Origin of the sequence: Proteus sp. CD3 (assembly GCF_008808075.1) — a bacterium.
GTDB lineage: Bacteria > Pseudomonadota > Gammaproteobacteria > Enterobacterales > Enterobacteriaceae > Proteus > Proteus appendicitidis.
On record NZ_CP019686.1, the window covers coordinates 2,386,230 to 2,406,646 of the forward strand.

At 39.0% G+C, this 20,417-nt stretch carries 20 protein-coding genes; 4 read left to right on the plus strand and 16 right to left on the minus strand.

The annotated features are described in order from the left end of the window. The first annotated feature begins 34 nt into the window (after window positions 1-34). Both ptsI and crr read left to right on the plus strand, forming a co-directional pair. Complete coding sequence (gene ptsI, locus BTA34_RS10905) at window positions 35-1,762, plus strand: phosphoenolpyruvate-protein phosphotransferase PtsI (RefSeq protein WP_023581648.1); 1,728 nt, start codon at window positions 35-37, stop codon at window positions 1,760-1,762. A 49-nt stretch (window positions 1,763-1,811) separates the two neighbouring features. Next, on the plus strand, window positions 1,812-2,321 hold the full coding sequence (gene crr / locus BTA34_RS10910) for a PTS glucose transporter subunit IIA (RefSeq protein WP_036935451.1): 510 nt from the start codon (window positions 1,812-1,814) through the stop codon (window positions 2,319-2,321). 289 nt (window positions 2,322-2,610) lie between these two features. Here crr and cysM read toward each other — a convergent pair whose 3' ends face one another. The 8 genes from cysM to BTA34_RS10950 form a co-directional block, all read right to left on the minus strand. Beyond that, window positions 2,611-3,495, minus strand: a complete 885-nt coding sequence (gene cysM / locus BTA34_RS10915; protein WP_151435621.1) for a cysteine synthase CysM — start codon at window positions 3,493-3,495, stop codon at window positions 2,611-2,613. A 179-nt stretch (window positions 3,496-3,674) separates the two neighbouring features. Continuing rightward, a complete protein-coding gene (gene cysA / locus BTA34_RS10920) occupies window positions 3,675-4,763 on the minus strand; it encodes a sulfate/thiosulfate ABC transporter ATP-binding protein CysA (RefSeq protein ID WP_151435622.1) in 1,089 nt (362 codons plus the stop codon). Window positions 4,764-4,795: 32 nt separating this feature from the next. Then, entirely contained in the window at window positions 4,796-5,638 is an 843-nt protein-coding gene (gene cysW / locus BTA34_RS10925) for a sulfate/thiosulfate ABC transporter permease CysW (RefSeq protein ID WP_151435623.1), read from the minus strand. Further along, window positions 5,638-6,471 carry a sulfate/thiosulfate ABC transporter permease CysT gene (gene cysT / locus BTA34_RS10930; RefSeq protein WP_151435624.1) on the minus strand — a complete coding sequence of 278 codons (834 nt, stop codon included), beginning with the start codon at window positions 6,469-6,471 and terminating at the stop codon, window positions 5,638-5,640. The genes cysW and cysT overlap by 1 nt, the downstream gene beginning before the upstream one ends. Then, entirely contained in the window at window positions 6,471-7,490 is a 1,020-nt protein-coding gene (gene cysP / locus BTA34_RS10935) for a thiosulfate ABC transporter substrate-binding protein CysP (protein WP_151435625.1), read from the minus strand. Before cysP ends, cysT begins: the two co-directional genes overlap by 1 nt. Before the next feature lie 236 nt (window positions 7,491-7,726). After that, on the minus strand, window positions 7,727-8,623 hold the full coding sequence (locus BTA34_RS10940) for a Dyp-type peroxidase (protein ID WP_151435626.1): 897 nt from the start codon (window positions 8,621-8,623) through the stop codon (window positions 7,727-7,729). A 120-nt stretch (window positions 8,624-8,743) separates the two neighbouring features. Beyond that, the gene (locus BTA34_RS10945) at window positions 8,744-9,373 is read right to left on the minus strand and encodes an RpoE-regulated lipoprotein (RefSeq protein WP_265576068.1); all 630 of its coding nucleotides are present in this window, start codon (window positions 9,371-9,373) and stop codon (window positions 8,744-8,746) included. Between the two features lie 335 nt (window positions 9,374-9,708). Continuing rightward, window positions 9,709-10,146: a GNAT family acetyltransferase gene (locus BTA34_RS10950; protein ID WP_075670504.1), complete on the minus strand. Its 438-nt coding sequence runs from the start codon at window positions 10,144-10,146 to the stop codon at window positions 9,709-9,711. A 133-nt stretch (window positions 10,147-10,279) separates the two neighbouring features. Between BTA34_RS10950 and hemF the strand changes: the two genes are divergently transcribed. Then, the gene (hemF, locus tag BTA34_RS10955; RefSeq protein ID WP_151435627.1) at window positions 10,280-11,188 is read left to right on the plus strand and encodes an oxygen-dependent coproporphyrinogen oxidase; all 909 of its coding nucleotides are present in this window, start codon (window positions 10,280-10,282) and stop codon (window positions 11,186-11,188) included. An 88-nt stretch (window positions 11,189-11,276) separates the two neighbouring features. On the opposite strand, the gene BTA34_RS10960 is transcribed toward hemF, so the two are convergent. Then, window positions 11,277-11,624 (minus strand): hypothetical protein, encoded by a 348-nt coding sequence (locus tag BTA34_RS10960; protein WP_265576069.1) that lies wholly within the window; start codon window positions 11,622-11,624, stop codon window positions 11,277-11,279. A gap of 305 nt (window positions 11,625-11,929) precedes the next feature. Between BTA34_RS10960 and BTA34_RS10965 the strand changes: the two genes are divergently transcribed. After that, window positions 11,930-12,844 carry a Gfo/Idh/MocA family protein gene (locus tag BTA34_RS10965; protein WP_151435628.1) on the plus strand — a complete coding sequence of 305 codons (915 nt, stop codon included), beginning with the start codon at window positions 11,930-11,932 and terminating at the stop codon, window positions 12,842-12,844. A 70-nt stretch (window positions 12,845-12,914) separates the two neighbouring features. On the opposite strand, the gene der is transcribed toward BTA34_RS10965, so the two are convergent. The 7 genes from der to BTA34_RS11000 form a co-directional block, all read right to left on the minus strand. Then, on the minus strand, window positions 12,915-14,405 hold the full coding sequence (gene der, locus BTA34_RS10970) for a ribosome biogenesis GTPase Der (RefSeq protein WP_098942308.1): 1,491 nt from the start codon (window positions 14,403-14,405) through the stop codon (window positions 12,915-12,917). Between the two features lie 119 nt (window positions 14,406-14,524). Beyond that, window positions 14,525-15,697, minus strand: a complete 1,173-nt coding sequence (bamB, locus tag BTA34_RS10975) for an outer membrane protein assembly factor BamB (RefSeq protein ID WP_151435629.1) — start codon at window positions 15,695-15,697, stop codon at window positions 14,525-14,527. Between the two features lie 14 nt (window positions 15,698-15,711). After that, window positions 15,712-16,332, minus strand: a complete 621-nt coding sequence (locus tag BTA34_RS10980; protein ID WP_151435630.1) for a YfgM family protein — start codon at window positions 16,330-16,332, stop codon at window positions 15,712-15,714. Between the two features lie 10 nt (window positions 16,333-16,342). Next, a complete protein-coding gene (hisS, locus tag BTA34_RS10985) occupies window positions 16,343-17,626 on the minus strand; it encodes a histidine--tRNA ligase (RefSeq protein WP_151435631.1) in 1,284 nt (427 codons plus the stop codon). A gap of 122 nt (window positions 17,627-17,748) precedes the next feature. Continuing rightward, window positions 17,749-18,870, minus strand: coding sequence for a flavodoxin-dependent (E)-4-hydroxy-3-methylbut-2-enyl-diphosphate synthase (gene ispG / locus BTA34_RS10990; RefSeq protein WP_151435632.1), 1,122 nt, complete (start codon window positions 18,868-18,870; stop codon window positions 17,749-17,751). Window positions 18,871-18,925: 55 nt separating this feature from the next. Next, entirely contained in the window at window positions 18,926-19,894 is a 969-nt protein-coding gene (rodZ, locus tag BTA34_RS10995; RefSeq protein WP_151435633.1) for a cytoskeleton protein RodZ, read from the minus strand. Window positions 19,895-19,968: 74 nt separating this feature from the next. Next, entirely contained in the window at window positions 19,969-20,403 is a 435-nt protein-coding gene (locus BTA34_RS11000; RefSeq protein ID WP_151435634.1) for a hypothetical protein, read from the minus strand. Window positions 20,404-20,417: the final 14 nt, after the last annotated feature.

Here is a 20,417-nt window from a genome sequence, read left to right on the forward strand (position 1 = left end):
TTAAGATTATCACCAGCAAGTCGTAGGATAAATTATGATTTCAGGAATTTTAGCGTCACCCGGTATCGCATTTGGTCAAACCCTTCTTCTCAAAGAAGAACCAATCATCATTAGCCAACGTAAGATCCAAAGTGATGAAATTGAGAATCAAATCGAACGCTTTAAAGACGGTCGTAACAAATCTGCACAACAACTAGAAATTATTAAAGAGCGTGCTGAGAAGAATCTTGGTGCGGATAAAGCCGAAATCTTTGAAGGCCATATCATGTTGCTAGAAGATGAAGAGTTAGAACAAGAAATTGTTACTCTTATCAAAAGCGACAAAAAAACGGCTGAAGCTGCTGTTCAATCTGTTATTGAAGATCAAGCAACCGCATTAGAAGCGTTAGATGACGAATATCTAAAAGAGCGTGCGGCTGACGTTCGTGATATTGGTAAACGCTTAATGCGCAATATCTTAGAGATGCCAATTATCGATTTAAGCGCTATCTCAGAAAAAGTTATTTTAGTTGCAACTGACCTTACCCCTTCTGAAACTGCGCAATTAAGCTTAGACAACGTATTAGGTTTTATCACTGACTTAGGTGGTAGAACATCTCACACTTCTATCATGGCTCGTTCATTAGAAATTCCAGCTATCGTGGGAACATCTAATGCGACACAAACCATTAAAAAAGACGATTATCTTGTTCTTGATGCGATTAATAACAAAATCATTATTAATCCATCAGATGAGGAACTCGAAACATTAAAAGCTATCAAAGAAGAGTACCTGCACGAAAAAGAAGAATTAGCAAAACTCAAAGACTTACCTGCTATTACGCTTGATGGGCATCAAGTTGAAGTTTGCGCTAATATTGGTACAGTTCGAGATGTTGCTGGTGCAGAACGTAACGGTGCTGAAGGTGTTGGTCTGTATCGTACTGAATTCTTATTTATGGATAGAGACTCTTTACCAACAGAAGATGAGCAATTCCAAGCCTATAAAGCGGTAGCTGAAGCAGTAGGAAGCCCAGCGGTCATTATTCGTACTATGGATATTGGTGGCGATAAAGACTTACCTTACATGAACCTACCAAAAGAAGAGAACCCATTCTTAGGCTGGCGTGCAATTCGTATTTGTCTTGACCGTAAAGAGATCCTTCATCCGCAATTACGTGCTATCTTAAGAGCATCTGCTTTTGGTAAACTACGTATTATGTTTCCAATGATTATCTCTGTTGAAGAGATCCGTGCATTGAAAGCAGAACTTGAAATACTGAAAAGCCAGCTTCGTGAAGAAAAGAAAGCTTTTGATGAATCTATTGAAGTCGGTGTGATGGTAGAAACCCCAGCCGCAGCAGTGATGGCTCGTCATATGGCAAAAGAAGTTGACTTTTTTAGTATTGGGACTAACGATCTAACACAATATACTCTGGCTGTAGACCGTGGAAATGAGCTGATATCTCATCTATATAATCCAATGTCACCTGCAGTACTCAACCTGATAAAACAGGTGATTGATGCATCACATGCTGAAGGTAAATGGACTGGAATGTGTGGTGAACTTGCTGGAGATGAACGAGCAACATTGCTCCTTCTCGGCATGGGATTAGATGAGTTTAGTATGAGTGCTATTTCAATTCCTCGCATCAAAAAAGTAATTCGTAATGCAAATTACGATGATGCAAGAGCACTAGCAGAGCAAGCACTTGCTCAGCCAACTGCAAAAGAATTGATGGACTTAGTAGAAACTTTTACTAAAGAAAAGACACTGTGCTAATCGCATTAGCCAGAGCCCGGTCCCAACTACAATAATTAGGAGAAGATTCATGGGTCTGTTTGATAAATTAAAATCACTGGTTTCAGAGGAAAAGAAAGGCAGTGGCACGATTGATATTGTTGCACCACTTTCTGGTGAAATCGTCAATATCGAAGATGTTCCTGATGTTGTTTTCGCTGAAAAAATCGTAGGTGACGGTATTGCTATCAAACCTGCTGGTAATAAAATTGTTGCGCCAGTCGATGGTACTATCGGTAAAATTTTCGAGACTAACCATGCTTTCTCTATTGAGTCTGACAACGGTATCGAGTTATTTGTCCACTTCGGTATCGACACTGTTGAACTGAAAGGTGAAGGGTTTAAGCGTATCGCTGAAGAAGGTCAGCAAGTAAAAGTTGGTGATACTATTTTAGAATTTGACTTGGCTGTATTAGAAGAAAAAGCAAAGTCAGTTCTAACACCGGTTGTTATCTCTAATATGGATGAAATTCAAGGTTTAACCAAAATGACAGGCCCAGTTACTGTTGGTGAAACCGTTATTATTCAGATTAAAAAATAATCTTCTGTGATATTCTCTATTTAAACCGCCACCAATAAAGTGGCGGTTTTTTTATATTTAAAAAACACGAACTAAAAACTACTCTAACTCATTCGACAATGTTCTTACTCTAAATAATTCAAGATGCAGCGAATGAGAGTAGTCAACAACGCTATAACTTGAAGAATGACGAGTGAAATGCTCTAAATAATTCAAGGTGTAGCTAGGCGACAAGTGAATAAATCCCTAGGAGCATACATTAGTATGTGACTAGGGTGAGTGAACGCAGTCAACAACGCTATAACTTGAATTATGACGAGAAAACGCCCGTAGATAGATAACGATCACCCCTATCACACACAATCGCAACAATCACCGCACCAGGATTCTCTTTTGCAACGCGCAGAGCGCCAGCAACAGCCCCTCCAGAACTTACGCCACAGAAGATACCCTCTTGACTTGCTAAAAGGCGCATCGTTGATTCTGCTTCTTTTTGTGACATATCTATCACACTATCCACCAGCTCTTTTTTAAAGATACCCGGCAAGTAAGCAGGTGACCAACGACGAATACCTGGAATTTGACTTTTTTCTTCAGGCTGAAGACCGATGACTTGCACACTATCAGATTGTGTTTTTAAGTAACTTCCTACACCTGTGATTGTACCCGTTGTTCCCATACTCGAAACAAAATGCGTAATGCGACCTTGTGTTTGTTGCCAAATTTCAGGGCCAGTAGAAATAAAATGAGCTCTTGGATTATCTGGATTATTAAATTGGTCTAATACCTTACCTTTGCCCTGCTGTTCCATCTGCTGTGCGAGATCTCGCGCACCTTCCATACCGACTTCACGACTCACTAAAATCAATTCTGCACCATAGGCTTGCATTGATGCTTGACGCTCTTTACTCATATTCTCAGGCATTAACAGCTTTAAACGATAACCTTTTACCGCTGCAATCATTGCTAAGGCAATTCCTGTATTACCACTAGTTGCTTCTATCAGCGTATCACCCGGCTTTATTTCACCGCGTAGTTCCGCTTGTTCAATCATCGATAATGCAGCTCTGTCTTTTACTGAACCTGCGGGATTATTGCCTTCAAGCTTAACCCAGATTTCAGCGTCCACCTCTTGTGTAAGTCGTTGTAGTTTTACTAATGGTGTATTACCAATAAATTGTTCTAACCCTGCCACAATAAGTTCCTGCTCATTTGTTTGTCTGTATTAATGAAGAAATCACATTTAACTTATTAACGCAATAATATTAACGTAATTCAATAAATCTCTTCATTTTCTTAAAAACCAAAACACCCATGCCTGAAATAAGCATGGGTGAAAAATAGTGAAATTAAGTGATAGATTAAATAATTAAATTAGGCGGTATAGGCTAACGATACCGTATTTAAGGGAGTATCCCCCGTATATAAACGGGCTTGAGCACCTCCCATATAATAGGTATTTCCTTTTGTTGGCGCTGAAGAAATAGCATTCCAAACTGCAGTAATCGGTGTTTCACTCCATCCTAATGGCTGTAAAATTAACTGCCAATAATGTCCTTTAGGTGATACCTCAATAACCTTGACGGGCAATCGGCAAACACTATTAGCATGCCCACTTAATGCAATTTCCCAAGGACGCAAGAACACATCTACCGAACCTTGATAAAGCGGTGTTACAGATAATGGCAAGTGATATCCCCCAATCTGTAATTGAGCGCCATTAATTTCACCTTGTAGATGATTCACATCACCTAAAAATTCTAAAACAAAGCGACTTTTTGGTGATTGCCACACTTCTTGCGGTGTCCCGACTTGCTCTATTTTGCCATTCCCCATAATCACAATACGATCAGCAACTTCCATCGCTTCTTGTTGATCATGAGTGACAAAAACACTGGTAAATTTAAGCTCTTCATGCAATTCGCGTAGCCAACGACGCAATTCTGTTCTTACTTTGGCATCTAAAGCACCAAAAGGCTCATCTAATAACAAAATTTGCGGCTCTACAGCCAATGCTCTTGCTAAGGCTACACGCTGTTTCTGCCCACCTGACAATTGTGCAGGATAACGTTGAGCTAAATGAGGCAATTGGATCATCTCTAATAACTGCTCAACTTTTTTATTAATTACGTCTTTGCTAGGGCGCTCACGACTGGGCAATACGGTTAAACCAAAAGCGATATTCTCAAATACAGTCATATGGCGAAACAGCGCATAATGCTGAAAAACAAAACCGACTTTGCGATCTCTCGCGTGTAACCGACTAACATCCTGCCCTTCGAAACGAATGCTTCCTTGGGTTTGATGTTCAAGACCAGCAATAATACGCAAGAGCGTTGTTTTACCTGATCCAGAAGGTCCTAACAATGCCACCATTTCACCTGAAGCCACATCAAGTGTGACATCATGCAACACTTCAGTGCGATCAAAATATTTTGTGACACTATTAATTTCAATACTCATATTTTGCCTCTACTTTGTGTAAATAATGATGTTCATTGCTGACGGGCTAAATGCCATTGCAAAGCACTTTTAAACATTAAGGTAAAAATTGCCATCATCGCGAGTAATGCAGCCGCAGTAAATGCACCGACGGTATTGTAATCTTGATGCAGTAATTCAACTTGTAACGGTAGTGAATAGGTTTCGCCACGAATAGCACCAGATACCACAGAAACCGCACCAAATTCACCGATAGCTCTGGCATTGGTTAATACCACGCCATATAACAATGCCCAGCGAATATTCGGTAATGTCACTCGCCAAAACATCTTCCAACCACTCGCGCCTAATAACACGGCAGCTTCATCCTCTTGGCTACCTTGGCTCATCATCACTGGTACCAGTTCTCTTACTACAAAAGGGCAAGTGACAAACACCGTCACTAATACCATTCCCGGCCATGAGAACATAAGTTGGATATCAAATTGTGATAACCACTGCCCAGCCCAGCCATTGCTACCGTAAAACAGTAGATAGAGTAATCCAGCAACTACTGGAGACACAGCAAATGGAATATCAATCAAAGTCATTAATAACTGACGCCCCGGAAAACGAAAGCGCGTGACAAGCCATGCCATACTGACACCGAACAACATATTGACAGGTACAGTGATTAACGCGATGAGCACAGTTAACCAGACTGCATGTAACATATCGCTGTCTAATAAGTTCTCAGTAAATATTTCAACGCCTTTTGAAAACGCGGTCATAAAGATCCACGCAATAGGTACAACTAAAAATAAAATGGATAACACAACGCCTGTAAAGATTAACCCCCACTTTACCCAATCAATTTGGCGACGATATGCCGAGCGTTGTTGCATAATATCTGACATCAATGCCCCCTCAACCGTTGACCAAATCGGCTTTGTAATCCATTAATTGAAAACAGTAAGACTAATGAAACAAGTAAAATGACAGAAGCAACGGCACTTGCCGCAGGATAATCAAATTCTTGCAATCGAATAAAAATCATCAAAGAAACAACTTCTGTTTGCCATGCAATATTGCCGGCAATAAAAATAACAGCGCCAAACTCACCTAAACTGCGCGTAAAAGAGAGCGCGGTTCCGGCTATTAGTGCCGGTGATAACTCAGGTAATACAACCTTACAAAAAGTCTGCCAACGACTCGCACCTAACGTCTCAGCCGCTTCTTCATACTCAGGGCCTAACTCTTCAAGAACGGGCTGAACCGTTCTTACAACAAAAGGTAAGCTGGTAAATGCCATCGCAACGGCAATGCCAATCCATGTATTAATAACTTTGATATCAAATTTATCCAATACAAAACCGTACCAGCCTTGTGTTGAAAAAAGAGTTGCGAGTGTCAAGCCAGCAACGGCCGTAGGTAAAGCAAAAGGTAAATCCATTAAACCATCAAGTAGTTGTCTGCCCGGAAAACGATAACGAGTAATGATCCACGCGAGCAACATACCGAAAATAGCATTAAAAATACTGGCAACTGCCGCCGCTAATAGCGTGACTTTATAAGCGGCCACTATTTGTGGATGCGTGATGACTGCCCAATATTGAGCAAAACTCATATCAGAAAGTTGCACAACCAGCGCACTCATTGGTAACAGTAAGATCAAGCAGGTATAAAACAGTGTTCCACCTAAACTTAATCCAAATCCCGGTAAAACTCGTTTGCTGGTTGCGGTAAACATTATTGACGTCCTTGCGCTAATAACTTATCAAGCATGCCATCTGTCGTGAAATGTGTTTTCATCACGTTATTCCAGTCACCGAATACCTCTTCAATCGTAAATAGTGACGTTGCTGGAAACTGTGCTGCTTTTGCAGCCATGACTGCTTTATCATTTACGCGATAATTAAATTGCGTAATGATTTCTTGTGCTTTAGGGCTGTATAAATAATTTAGATAGGCTTTTGCCAGTGCTTCGGTGTCGTTACGTTGAACATTTTTATCAATCCAAGCGACAGGAAACTCAGCTAATATATCAACAGGTGGCACAATGACTTGATATTCATCTTCACCATATTGTTGACGAATATTATTAACTTCAGATTCAAAGCTGATTAATACATCTCCGAGTCCACGTTCAATAAAAGAAGTCGTTGCACCACGACCGCCTGTATCAAATACCTCAACATTCTTGAGGAATTTCTTCATTGCTTCTTGTGTCTTCTCATCGCTGCCATAAGCTTTTTCAAAAGCGCCCCACGCTGCTAAATAGGTATAGCGACCATTACCCGATGTTTTAGGATTAGGGAAAACCACTTTGACATCTTCACGCGTTAAATCTTCCCATGAAGTAATATTCTTTGGATTTCCTTTGCGTACTAAATACGCCATGGTGGAATAATAAGGCGAGCTATTATTAGGAAGACGTTGTTGCCAATCAGCAGGAATTAATTTGCCTTTATCATGCAAAATTTGCACATCAGTGACTTGGTTATAGGTCACGACATCCGCAGGTAAACCTTGCAATATTGCAAGTGCTTGCTTAGAAGAGCCAGCATGTGATTGTTTGATGGTGACCTTATCGTCAGGATGTTGAGCATCCCACTGCGTTTTAAAATCACTATTTAGCTGTGTGAATAGCTCTCTTGCGATATCATAAGAGCTATTAAGTAATTGAGCGGCCCCTGCATAACTACTAACAACCAAAGACAATGCTGCGGTTGCTTGTAATGCAAAGGTTCTGATTGTGTTTTTCTTCATCAAAAGTACCCATCATTGTAAGTTTTATTCTAATGGCTACTCTATCGGCTTTATTTATAACAGTGTAGTTAGCTTTTGTTATTTGATATAACCACAAGCTATTAAAAATGACTAAAACTCAGGCTAATTAATTAAAATTACATCAATTACTATTAATGTGAAAAAATTTCAGACAAAAATGCCCGCTTATAAAGCAGGCATTTCACTAATAGAACGTCTTTAACACTAGATAATGATTACAGTGCTTTTAATACTTCATAAGAAGGAGCGAAGTAATAACTTCCTGTTACAGGTTTACTCATACGTAATAGGTCATCATATTTGCCGTCTAATTCACCAAACATGCTCAATAGTTGTTGCTCGATGTTATATAAACGACCACAGTAAGCTAAGAAATATAAACCATGCTTACCGCTTACAGTACCGTAAGGCAGACTGTGACGTAAAATCGCTAACTCTTCACCGTCTTCTTCAATTACCACACGAGAAACGTGAGATGTTACATTACGCTCAGATTCATCAAGTTCAACACTGTCTTTTTTAGTACGACCGATCATTTTTTCTTGGTCTGATTCACTAAAACGCGTCCACTTCTTCAGGTTATGCTCATAACGTTGAACTAAAACATAACTACCACCAGCATCAACACCGTCATTAATTAGTGCTACACCATAACGCTCATCATCTTGTGGATTTTCTGTGCCATCAATGAAACCGCTAAAATCGCGCTCTTCAATCCAACGGAAACCATGAATTTCTTCTTCAACTTTGATTGCATCACCAAAAGCAGCAATTGCGGCTTGTGCCAGTGAGAAATTCACATCATGACGCATAGATTGGATATGAATAAGCAGATCACGCTGTGTTGCAGGCGCTAGTCCTTTACCTAAAGGGCGAAAAGGTTTTAGCTCTGGTGCGCTATTTTCATCGGAAAGCTTTTTCCAAAGATCAGAGCCAAATGCAACAACTGCGCCTAGTGATGCATCCGGAAATTGCTTTTGTAAATCAGATAATGATTGCATGAATTTCTGACATCCTTCACGCAGAGCCTCTAATTCACCCACGACCATTGCTTCAATAAAAAGACCAAATTTACTATGTGCGACTAAAATGCCACTTTGCGCATGAGACATATTGCTTTCCTAATCAATAATCAAAACACCCAAAATAATGTTGATTATATCGAATACTTTTTCCTGAAGATTTGCCTTTCAACAAAAATCAGACAATCTGATCATAAAATCTTCCCTGTTTTATAAGGAATAGTATAAGGAATAGCGTGAAGGTGATTTGTTCTGCCAAATAATTTGCGTTAATACCCAGTTAGATAAAACTTCATCAGGTGGCATCAATCCATCAGGACCATCCCATTGACCACTAAAGACATAACTCACCGATTTAGCTTCTGCGGATTGGCATAAAATGGTTCTCTGTTTTTCATCTTTAGGACCTTTGCTACATGCACCAAATGCTTTTTTATAGATATCTTTAAATGGTGTACCTATAGTTGTTCCCCAATCCGTTGTTGCCTTAGCATCAAAGACTTCTATTTTCTCAACGGTGCCTTTTTCTTTGCCATAGAAAGCCACTTGGATTTTATTATCTTCAAGTGCTTGGACTACAACAGTAATATCGCTACCTTGCATCTCCATACCTTCACGATAATTGAAGCTACCGCCTAGCGCATTTTTTATTTCACTTTCTGTTATTTTTGTTGAGCTGGTGATATTACCTAATCCATTGGCAGAAACTGTTAACGTATCATTTGAAAACCAATTCATCGGATTTAGTGCAGAAAAAGACATTCCTCCCATGGATGAACAGCCACTTAATAGCAAAACACTTGTGCTTAAACACAAGGGTAACCAAAACTTAGGCATCATTTATTTCTCCATTAAACTTTTTCGTCACACATTAAAATAGATATTGAGGTGATTAAGGACACCTTATCTTACTCTTTGTATCGCCTCAATCATCAGGTTAAAACCATCGCGATAAATCAGCATAACAAAATATTTACTGATTTGATCTTAGATAACCACATGAAAAGAAAGCCTAGTTACGACCATCTACAGAACATTTTGTTCCACAGAAAAGGTAATATCAGATTTTACGCATAAAATAAGAAGTACAAACGTAAGAATAGAAACCGGGGAAAAGAGATAAATATAAAAGAAAGAGTAATAACCCCTAAAGATATCAGGGGTTTTGAATACAATTAAAGATCGAAATCCTGATCAACAATTAATCGCTTAGTATAAGTTGTGCTTTCTTGATTTTGATCTTCATACAATAACTTCTCAAACATACAAATGGTTGCATCATTTTCTTCTGGTACAACTAATGTAATTTGAGGGCATCCTTTCGCAATCAGCTTTTTCTCTAATCGAGAGATCAATGCATTCGCAATGCCTCTTCCTCGAAAATCTGGGTGAACGCCTAAATAGTATAAAGAGCCACGATGACCATCGTATCCCCCCATTACACTACCTACAATCTCTCCTGCCACTTCTGCTATCAGAAATAAATCAGGTGAGTGGTTTAATTTTCTTTCAATATCAATTTCAGGATCGTTATCAGGCGATATCAGATCGCAACGCTCCCAAAGTGTAATAATTGCCTCAAAATCATCTTGGCGAAATACACGTATTTCCATGGTTTTGCCCATTATCTGTCACATAAATCTGAATTTATTATCGCTTGTTTGGTTTATGAATCAACTTGAAAATGAGAACATAGACAATATGGAGTTCTATTTTTAATAAATATGATAAAAATTGTAGGTTATTATGAATTTACCTGATATTCATCGTGTTAAAGAATTTTTCTTATCACTACAAGATACGATTTGTCGCTCTCTTGAAAACATAGACCAAAAAGCCACTTTTCAACAAGATAACTGGGAAAGAAAAGAAGGGGGCGGTGGTCGTACTCGTGTTTTAACTCATGGCGCTCTTTTTGAACAAGCTGGCGTCAATTTCTCACATGTTTATGGCGATACATTACCGAAATCTGCTACAGCACATCGCCCTGAATTAGCAGGACGCCGTTTTCAAGCAATGGGGGTGTCATTAGTTATTCACCCTCTTAATCCTTATATTCCAACTTCTCATGCCAATGTCCGTTTTTTTATTGCTGAAAAAGAAGGTGAAGCTCCTGTTTGGTGGTTTGGTGGTGGCTTTGACTTAACACCTTATTATGGCTTTGAAGAAGACGTTATTCATTGGCATAAAGTCGCTAAATCTGTTTGCGCTCCTTTTGGTGAAGATTATTACTCGCGTTATAAAAAATGGTGTGATGATTACTTTTATATTAAACACCGCAATGAACCTCGTGGTGTCGGTGGTCTTTTCTTTGATGATTTAAACACCCCAGATTTTGACCACTGTTTCGAGTTTGTCCAACACGTAGGGCTTGGTTATCTTGATGCCTATTTACCTATTGTTGAAAAACGCAAATCGATACCTTGGGGAGAGCGCGAACGCCAGTTCCAACTCTATCGTCGTGGTCGCTATGTTGAATTCAATTTAGTGTGGGATAGAGGCACATTATTTGGCTTACAAAGTGGCGGCAGAACAGAGTCCATTTTAATGTCCATGCCACCTTTAGTCCGTTTTGAATATGATTACTCTCCTGAACCGAACACTCCAGAAGCAAAGTTATACAGTGATTTTTTGATCCAAAAAGAGTGGGTATAGCATATTTAATTTATTAAGAATAAAGCCACATTAAAATGTGGCTTTACTGGAATAAAACGAGAATTTTAATAACAAATATTTTCTAGAATCAATTAAATAAGAAAGCCAGTAAGCCTGTCACTTTATTTTTATTCTCCCACCCTTCCGCTCTCATACAGGTATTAAAATAATCTTTACGCTCCCATTCATTAGCATCAGAAGGAAAAGAGGTTCCTGCTCCTGAACTAGGAATATCTTTACCATTGACCCTCATAGGAGCAAAAGAAGGCTGAGTTGAAGTCACATATCTCGCAGGATATCGCTCTTTGGCTTGTTGCATACACATATTTTTAGCGATATCTAAAGGTGACGGATTTGTGGTTTTTGCTTCCCATTTTTCAGGAGTCGCACAAGCTGAAAGCATAAAAATGGATGCAATGATGATCGTTTTTTTCAAAGTAATAACTCATTAAGACGAATAGGAATCAATTGCATTTTAGCTGTTTTCTGAAAGAAATAATTAATTTTTTATGAAGTCCAATATCATTGAATAATTATTGAGCAGAAAAACGACAAATTAAATGTTAGATAAGCTGTGGAACCTCATTTAAGACAGTGATATCTATTTTTCATAATTTATCTCATTAAAATGTATCAAAGCTCCCATCATTTAAGTATGTTGAAAAAATATAAAATTGAGAAATTTATCATTTTTCTTGTCTTAAACTAATCATGCGATCTAAGAAATAAGGAAGGTAAATAATGAGAAAATTACGTATTGGTATGGTCGGTTTAGGATCAATTGCACAAAAAGTTTATCTCCCTATTTTAAGCAAAGCTTCTAACTGGGAATTTATAGGCGCATTTTCACCCAATCAGGAAAAAGGAAATATAATTTGTGCCGCTTATCGTATCCCTTTATTCACTAGCTTAAGTGCTTTAGCCCAACAGTGTGATGCGATATTTGTACATAGCGCAACATCAAGTCATTTTGAAGTTATAGACTATCTATTAAATGCAGATGTACATGTTTACGTTGATAAACCCTTAACAGAACATATTCACCAATCTGAAGCACTTATTGAACTTGCCGCTAAGAAAAATAAAAAGCTAATGGTGGGTTTTAACCGCCGCTTTGCACCTTTTTATCATCAGTTGAAACAAAATATTACACATCTTTCTTCTTTAAGAATTGATAAACATCGCTGTGATAGCGTCGGCCCTAAAGAGACACGCTTTACCTTGTTTGATGACTATTTACATGTTGTTGATACCGCGCTTTGGTTAGCGGGTTCAAACGCTGAATTATTAAGTGGTAGTATTATCCAAACAAAAGAAAATGCATTGTTTTATGCTGAACACCATTTAAAAATTGATGATTGCTGGATAACGACATCAATGCATAGAAAAGCAGGAAGCCAGCAAGAACAAGTTATTGCCGTTGATGAAGATGCAATCCATCAAATTACAAATATGAATTTATGGCGCAGCGAAAGCAGAAATAAACTCACTGAAAAACATCCAGAAAACTGGGACCCTATTTTATTACAACGGGGTTTTATTGGGGCGGTGGAACACTTTATTGAATGTGTGACGAATGATACAGATCCATCGATAAGTGGAGAGCAAGCCATTGTTGCTCAACTTATGATAGAAAAAATGTTATCTAATCAATAAATTCTAGGTATAAAAAAACTGAGTTCATTATAAATTGAACTCAGTTTTTATTTTTAGACGCTAAATTAACTTATTTAGATTTCTTCAAGTGTGACATTAAACGCTTACGTTTACGCAACTGAGATTGTGTTAATTTATTTTTCTTATCCGCATAAGGGTTTTCACCCTCTTTAAATTGAATACGGATTGGCGTACCCATCACTTGCAGAGTACGGCGGAAATAGTTCATCAAATAGCGCTTATAGCTATCGGGTAAATCAGTGACCTGATTACCATGAATAACTACAACAGGTGGATTATAACCACCAGCATGTGCATATTTCATTTTTACACGGCGTCCGCGAACAATCGGCGGCTGATGATCATCTTCTGCCATCTTCATGATACGAGTGAGCATTGATGTGCCTACACGACGCGTTGCACAGACATAAGCTTCTTGAATTGATTCAAAAAGATTACCCACGCCACTTCCATGTAATGCAGAAATAAAATGAACACGCGCAAAGTCAACAAAGCCCAGTTTAAGATCAAGCATGGCTTTTACTTGCTCGCGATCGTCTTGTGTCATGCCATCCCATTTATTGACAGCAATGACTAATGAACGCCCCGCATTCAGGATATAACCTAATAATGAAAGATCTTGGTCTGAAATACCTTCACGAGCATCAATAACCAACAATGCAACGTTAGAGTCTTCAATAGCTTGTAATGTTTTGATAACAGAGAATTTTTCTACTGTTTCTTTTACTTTACCGCGTTTACGAACACCCGCTGTATCGATGATGATATATTCTTTCTCATCACGTTCCATTGGGATATAGATACTGTCACGGGTTGTACCTGGCATATCGTAAACAACCACACGATCTTCACCAAGCATACGGTTTGTCAGTGTTGATTTACCAACATTAGGACGACCAACAATCGCTAATTTTACTGGTAATGTAGAAGGGTCAAAGTCGTCTTCTTCCTCTTCTAACGCTTGTGCTTCTTGTTCTGCTTCTAATGCAGCCCAATAAGCCGCATTTTCTTCTTCTTCAGTCAGCTCTAACTCTTCTTCCACCACTTTACCAGTAATTGGTAAGAGTGCTTGTTCAATCAATTGAGCAACACCACGACCATGAGATGCAGCGATTGGGAAAATTTCACCTAATCCTAAAGAGTAAAAATCAGCTAATGCAGTATCAATATCGATACCGTCAGTTTTATTCGCAACTAAATACGTTTTTTTCTCAACACCACGAAGGTGTTTTGCAATACCTTGGTCTGCTGGCATCAAGCCCGCACGAGCATCAACTAAAAACAGTACGATATCGGCTTCTTGAATAGCCTGTAGCGATTGTGATGCCATATGGGTTTCAACACCCTCTTCAGCACCATCAATACCACCGGTATCAATAATAATAAATTCTTCGCCTTCTAACTCTGCTCGACCATATTTACGGTCACGGGTGAGTCCTGGAAAATCGGCAACTAATGCGTCTCTTGTGCGTGTTAGTCGATTAAATAACGTGGATTTACCCACGTTAGGGCGCCCTACTAAGGCAATAACGGGTATCATTTTTTGATGCCTCATAAAAATACAATCACAAACCTAATTGTATTTTACATGTAATTACTAAAAAGACGAAACGGCTCCTTTAAAGGAGCCGTAAAATAAATAGATTTGTCAGCAACTAATTACCGACTATAAAGATAAACCTTACCATCGCGAGCTTGGATCATCAGCTTATCTTGTACCGCTTGAGGGCGGCTTAATAAGCCTGAACTGTTCACTTGGTTTTGTGCAATAAATTTACCTGTGCTGGTATCAATCCAATGGAGATAACCTTCTGCGTCACCAACCACTAAATAGCCATCAAAAATAGCCGGAGCAGTTAAATTGCGATGCAATAAATCTTCTTGTGTCCATAATGTCACACCATCAGATTTACGAACAGATAAAACTCTGTCATTTTGGTCAACAAGGTAAAGATTGTCACCCAACAGTACCATATCATTAACTGAGCCTAAATCACGTTTCCAAAGGATTTGTCCAGAACGCATATCAAGGCTAACTAAATTACCGTTATACGCCATTGCATAAACAGTATTTTCATCAATAATCGGTGTGATATCCACATCATTTAATCGGCTAATTTCAGTAGAGCCTTTAATTTGTGAAATATTTTGTTGCCAAATCAACTGTCCTTGAGAAAGAACAACTGCACTGACACGACCATTATCTGCACCAATAATTGCTGCGCCATAAGCAACAGCAGGTGCAGACTCACCACGAAGAGATAATGATGGAGTGTCTAAGTTAATAGTCCAAGAAATCTCACCCGTTAATAAGTCGAGTCCTTGCAACATACCATTACTGGTATGAATAAGGACTAAACCATCACTAACAACCGGTTTTGAAATGGCTTCACCAGCAACATCTGTTTCCCAATCAATGGAGCCATCTTCAGTGTTCAGTGCATATACTTTCGCTTTTTCAGTTCCCACAAAAATGCGAGTACCTGAAACTGTTAACCCACCAGAAAGTAATGCCGATTCATTAGATGAAAGAAAACCGGTTTTAATAGAAAGATCTTGCGACCAAATCTCTTTTCCTGTTTCTACATCTAATGCTTTAACTAAACCATGGCGATCAGCGACATAAACAACCGCGCTATCCCATGTTGGTGACAAGTGAGAATAGTATTTACCAATACCATTTCCAACTGATTTGTCCCAAACAGCTCTAGGTGTAAATTGGCTTTGCACCTCAGGCAATGGAGACATTGTCACATTATCCTGTTCACTAGAACATCCTGCCAACAAAGCAGATGCTAGTAGACCAACCAGGAGAGTTTTACGCAGTTGCATGTCTGAAGATCCCTTTAATTGGATAAATTATTGAGTTTAAGTTCAACCAGTGAGCGAATAGCACCCGCATTTTCATCAGTTAATGCGCTACGATAAGCGGTTGTTGCACCTGCGTTATCGCCTTTTTTCGCTAAGACATCACCACGGATATAATTTTTCATTCCATTCCATGCTTTGCCTTTCACTTGCTCTAACGAAACTAAAGCAGCATCTGTTTTATCTAATGCTAATTGTACGCGAGCTAAACGAAGATTAAGCATATCTGCAAATGCATCATTTTTTACTTTTGCCACAGCATTCGTTAGATGACGTTCACCACTGACCAAATCATTAGCATCGATAGCGATTTGCGCTAGCTCTAATGAAGCTAAAGCGCCATAAATATCATTCGTTTCAGTAACAAATTTTTCAGCTAATGCAATATTTTCAGGCGTAGGCTTAGCAAGTGCCTCACTGACTGTTGCAAAAGCACCTGCACTTTCTTGCAGACGATTTGTTTGATGTGATTGCCAATATTTCCAACCAAACACACCACCAAAACCAATAACAGCGGCTAAAACGATAGTTAAACCGTAGTTTTTAAAGAACTGTTTAATTGCATCAACTTGTTCGTTTTCGGTGCTATAAACTTCCACAAGTCTCTCCTTAACCTAATAACAGAGTCAATTGCTGAGCGAGTTCATTGCGAGCAACAACGGTTTGTTCCCCTGAACGCAAATCTTTCACTGCAACAGTGCCGGCATTAATTTCATCTTCGCCTAAAATCAGAGCAATTTTAGCGCCTTGTTTATCAGCACGTCCTAACTGCTTTTTAAAGTTACCATTACCATGATTCGTCATTAAACGTAATGTTGGTAATTGATCACGAATTTCTTCAGCCAGCATTAATGCTGCACTTTGGCTCTTCTCACCAAATGAAGCGAGGTAAACATCAGCGACATTAGTATCTGCAACAAATTCAGGGTTAACCGCTTGAACTAATAAAATCATGCGCTCCATCCCCATCGCAAAACCAACTGCTGGGGTTGGATGTCCACCTAGTTGCTTCACAAGACCATCATAACGGCCACCAGCACACACTGTTCCTTGTGAACCTAATGCGCTAGTCACCCACTCAAAAACAGTACGGTTATAATAGTCTAAACCACGAACTAAACGCTGATTAACGCGATATGTAATACCGACAGCATCTAATAAGGCACAAAGACCATCAAAGTGCGCTCTTGATTCGTCATCAAGATAATCGAAAAGTTCAGGCGCATCATTCAATAAAGTCTGAATTTCTGGATTTTTTGAGTCTAAAACGCGTAATGGGTTAGAATACATACGACGTTTGCAGTCTTCATCCAACTTATCTACATGTTGCTCTAAGAAAGCAACTAACGCTTCACGATATTTAGCACGCGCTTCTAATGAACCAATAGAGTTAAGTTCTAATGTTACGTGTTCTGCAATACCTAACGCTTTCCACCAGCGCGCAGTTAGCATAATTAATTCCGCATCAATATCTGGGCCTTGTAGGCCAAAGACTTCTGCACCTAACTGGTGGAATTGACGATAACGACCTTTTTGAGGGCGCTCATAACGGAACATTGGTCCTAAATACCATAAACGTTGTTCTTGATTATAAAGCAAACCGTGCTCGATACCCGCACGAACACAACCCGCTGTATTTTCTGGGCGTAATGTCAGGCTTTGAGCATCTTCACCACGATCGGTAAAAGTATACATTTCTTTTTCAACAACATCGGTCACTTCACCAATTGCTCGCTGAAATAGAGGGGTATGCTCTACGATAGGTGTTCTGATTTCACTAAAGCCGTAACCCGCTAAAATTTGTTTTAGCGTATTTTCAATTTTCTGCCATACACGAGTGTCAGCAGGTAGATAGTCGTTCATACCACGAATGGCTTGGATTTTTTGTGCCACTTTTCTTCTCTAATAGTTATTAATTGATTGTTAGGCTGATTATAGAAGCGAAATCAATCAGTATTCAATGTGAAATCTATAGTAAAACTGGCTCATTGATTAATGAGCCAGTTTTTTGAGTATTATTTGTCCAATTGATTTATGTTTATGCGCATACTGTCATCAAGCATTGATGCTTTAGCACGAATTTTTGCTTCTAATAAATCAATCATATTAACGTTATCAAGACGCTCTTTTTGTCTCACGCCATCTTCATAAAAACCACTGCGTGTTTTAGCGCCAGTTACACCTAACGTTGAAACTTCAGCTTCGCCCGGTCCATTAACAACACAACCAATGATAGAAACATCCATAGGTGTGATGATATCTTCCAAACGTTGCTCTAATTCGTTGACTGTTCCGATAACATCAAATTCTTGACGGGAACAAGTTGGGCAAGCGATAAAGTTAATTCCACGAGAACGAATACGTAAGGATTTAAGAATATCAAAACCGACTTTAACTTCTTCAACGGGATCTGCAGCTAATGAGATCCTTAATGTATCGCCGATACCTTCTGATAATAAGATCCCAAGACCAATCGCTGATTTAACCGATCCCGCTCTCGCGCCACCAGCTTCGGTGATCCCTAAGTGTAAAGGTTGATCAATTTTTTTCGCTAATAAACGGTAAGAATCAACTGCAAGGAAAACATCTGAGGCTTTTACGCTGACTTTAAATTGTTCGAAATTCAGCTTATCAAGAATATCGACATGACGCATTGCTGATTCAACTAACGCTTCTGGTGTCGGCTCCCCGTATTTCTCTTGAATATCTTTTTCAAGTGAACCACCGTTTACACCAATACGAATAGGAATATTGTTGTGACGAGCGCAATCAACAACTTGGCGAATACGATCTTCACTACCAATATTACCCGGATTGATACGTAAACAATCAACACCATATTCAGCGACTTTTAATGCGATACGGTAGTCAAAATGAATGTCAGCGACTAAAGGCACATTAACTTGTTGCTTAATTAATTTGAATGCTTCCGCAGCATCCATTGTGGGTACAGAAACACGAACAATATCCACCCCAACACGTTCCAGAGATTTTATCTGGCGAACAGTCGCTTCTACGTCTGTCGTTCGTGTATTCGTCATCGACTGTACCGCGATAGGAGCGCCATCGCCAACAGGTACATTGCCCACATAAATTCGTGTCGATTTGCGACGAATAATAGGTGATTCTTTATGCATTGATTAATTCTCCCATGCTTCCATGCTTCCATGCTTGCTCAAATGTGTAGTCAGATTAAGCGCTCGGTACTGTTATTTTTGCTATTTTTCCAGTAAAACGGCTTAAATCAACAGATTCACCATTAAACTGTAAGCGAGTAACAGAAGGTGCGCCTATTTTTAGTTTATAAGGTTGCTCACCATCAAATTCCAAACGATCACCCGCTTTCTTAATACCATTAAATAAGACTTTATTTTGAGCATTACGAACTTCTAACCAACATTCACCATCAAACATAAGAACCAATTGATTCGCAATAGCAGACGCTTCCGATGAAGTGGATTCTTGTGCTGAATTTGCTCGAGAAGTTGTTGAAGTTGTTAGAGGTGATACTGGTAATGGAACCGTTCTCACTTCTGTTGGTGCTGGTGACGTCGTTTCAGTCGTTGGCAATGTAGCGACATTATTCGCCTGATTATCAACTAATGGAGACGCAGGTACTTGTAAATTATCACCTTCAGATGTTGACGTATTATCTAAGGTTGCTAAAGGAGAATCTATCGTATTGGTGTTTTCTTGTGTACTATTTTGCCCTATGTCTTGAGATGCCATAGAGACTAATTCTTGTTGATCAGCCTGATGACCTTGCCACCACCAAACACCAACTAATGCAATCATCACAATCAAAATCACCCAAGTGATTTTCATCAGCCAGCCTTCACGTTTTTTATGACGCTTACCTAATGAGTAATTTTGTGTGGTTGTCATTCTAATTTGTTTGACAGGAGCTTGTTGGTCGATAAAACCAAGGATGTCTTTTTCAGGAACGCCGACTAACTTAGCGTAAGAACGCATGTATCCGCGTAAAAATGTGGGTGCAATATTAGAAGAAACAGAATCTGTTTCAATGTCGCGCACTGTTGATAACTTCAAACAAAGTCGATCAGCAACAGTTTGTTGTGTTAGCCCTACTTTTTCTCGTGCCTGACGTAAAAGTTGACCTGCTGTTAATTTCACTTCTTCGGTTTTGTTTTCAGTATTCATTAGCAATCTAGGCACTGTGGCTATTGGATGTTTAACATTGATGAACTCGCAAAAGCACAAAGTACCTTAACGTATCACCGCGAATTTTCTGATATTTTATTATCACTTTGCTGACAGACCAAATAATCTGGCGGTATATCCTCAATTAACACGCTATTATTGTTTAATAGTTTTTGTTCACAAAGGAAATTACCATAAAGCCTTAATACATTAACATTTACTGGCTTCGAGTTCATCGCTAATTTGTAATAATCTAACGCTTGAATAGAATTTCCCAATAACTGCGATGTTAATGCCATTCCTAAATTCGCATCTGGGTGATTTGGCATCACTGATAACACTTTTTGGAAATGATATTGCGCTATTTGATATTGTCTTTCAGCTAAATAAGCATCACCTAATTGTAAACGTGTAGACACTGCAACACGTTCTTGATTGGCTGATGATTGACAACCGAGTGTCAATAGCATCAAGCCAATAGTTATAACTACTGATGATATCCTTATCATCGTTTTATTCCTCA

Excerpts from the sequence above, each read along its gene's own strand:
- ptsI (WP_023581648.1), top strand. The coding sequence starts at position 35 with ATGATTTCAGGAATTTTAGCGTCACCCGGTATCGCATTTGGTCAAACC.
- crr (WP_036935451.1), top strand. The coding sequence starts at position 1,812 with ATGGGTCTGTTTGATAAATTAAAATCACTGGTTTCAGAGGAAAAGAAA.
- cysA (WP_151435622.1), bottom strand. The coding sequence starts at position 4,763 with ATGAGTATTGAAATTAATAGTGTCACAAAATATTTTGATCGCACTGAA.
- cysW (WP_151435623.1), bottom strand. The coding sequence starts at position 5,638 with ATGTCAGATATTATGCAACAACGCTCGGCATATCGTCGCCAAATTGAT.
- cysT (WP_151435624.1), bottom strand. The coding sequence starts at position 6,471 with ATGTTTACCGCAACCAGCAAACGAGTTTTACCGGGATTTGGATTAAGT.
- cysP (WP_151435625.1), bottom strand. The coding sequence starts at position 7,490 with ATGAAGAAAAACACAATCAGAACCTTTGCATTACAAGCAACCGCAGCA.
- BTA34_RS10940 (WP_151435626.1), bottom strand. The coding sequence starts at position 8,623 with ATGTCTCATGCGCAAAGTGGCATTTTAGTCGCACATAGTAAATTTGGT.
- BTA34_RS10945 (WP_265576068.1), bottom strand. The coding sequence starts at position 9,373 with ATGATGCCTAAGTTTTGGTTACCCTTGTGTTTAAGCACAAGTGTTTTG.
- BTA34_RS10950 (WP_075670504.1), bottom strand. The coding sequence starts at position 10,146 with ATGGAAATACGTGTATTTCGCCAAGATGATTTTGAGGCAATTATTACA.
- hemF (WP_151435627.1), top strand. The coding sequence starts at position 10,280 with ATGAATTTACCTGATATTCATCGTGTTAAAGAATTTTTCTTATCACTA.
- BTA34_RS10965 (WP_151435628.1), top strand. The coding sequence starts at position 11,930 with ATGAGAAAATTACGTATTGGTATGGTCGGTTTAGGATCAATTGCACAA.
- der (WP_098942308.1), bottom strand. The coding sequence starts at position 14,405 with ATGATACCCGTTATTGCCTTAGTAGGGCGCCCTAACGTGGGTAAATCC.
- bamB (WP_151435629.1), bottom strand. The coding sequence starts at position 15,697 with ATGCAACTGCGTAAAACTCTCCTGGTTGGTCTACTAGCATCTGCTTTG.
- ispG (WP_151435632.1), bottom strand. The coding sequence starts at position 18,870 with ATGCATAAAGAATCACCTATTATTCGTCGCAAATCGACACGAATTTAT.
- rodZ (WP_151435633.1), bottom strand. The coding sequence starts at position 19,894 with ATGAATACTGAAAACAAAACCGAAGAAGTGAAATTAACAGCAGGTCAA.
- BTA34_RS11000 (WP_151435634.1), bottom strand. The coding sequence starts at position 20,403 with ATGATAAGGATATCATCAGTAGTTATAACTATTGGCTTGATGCTATTG.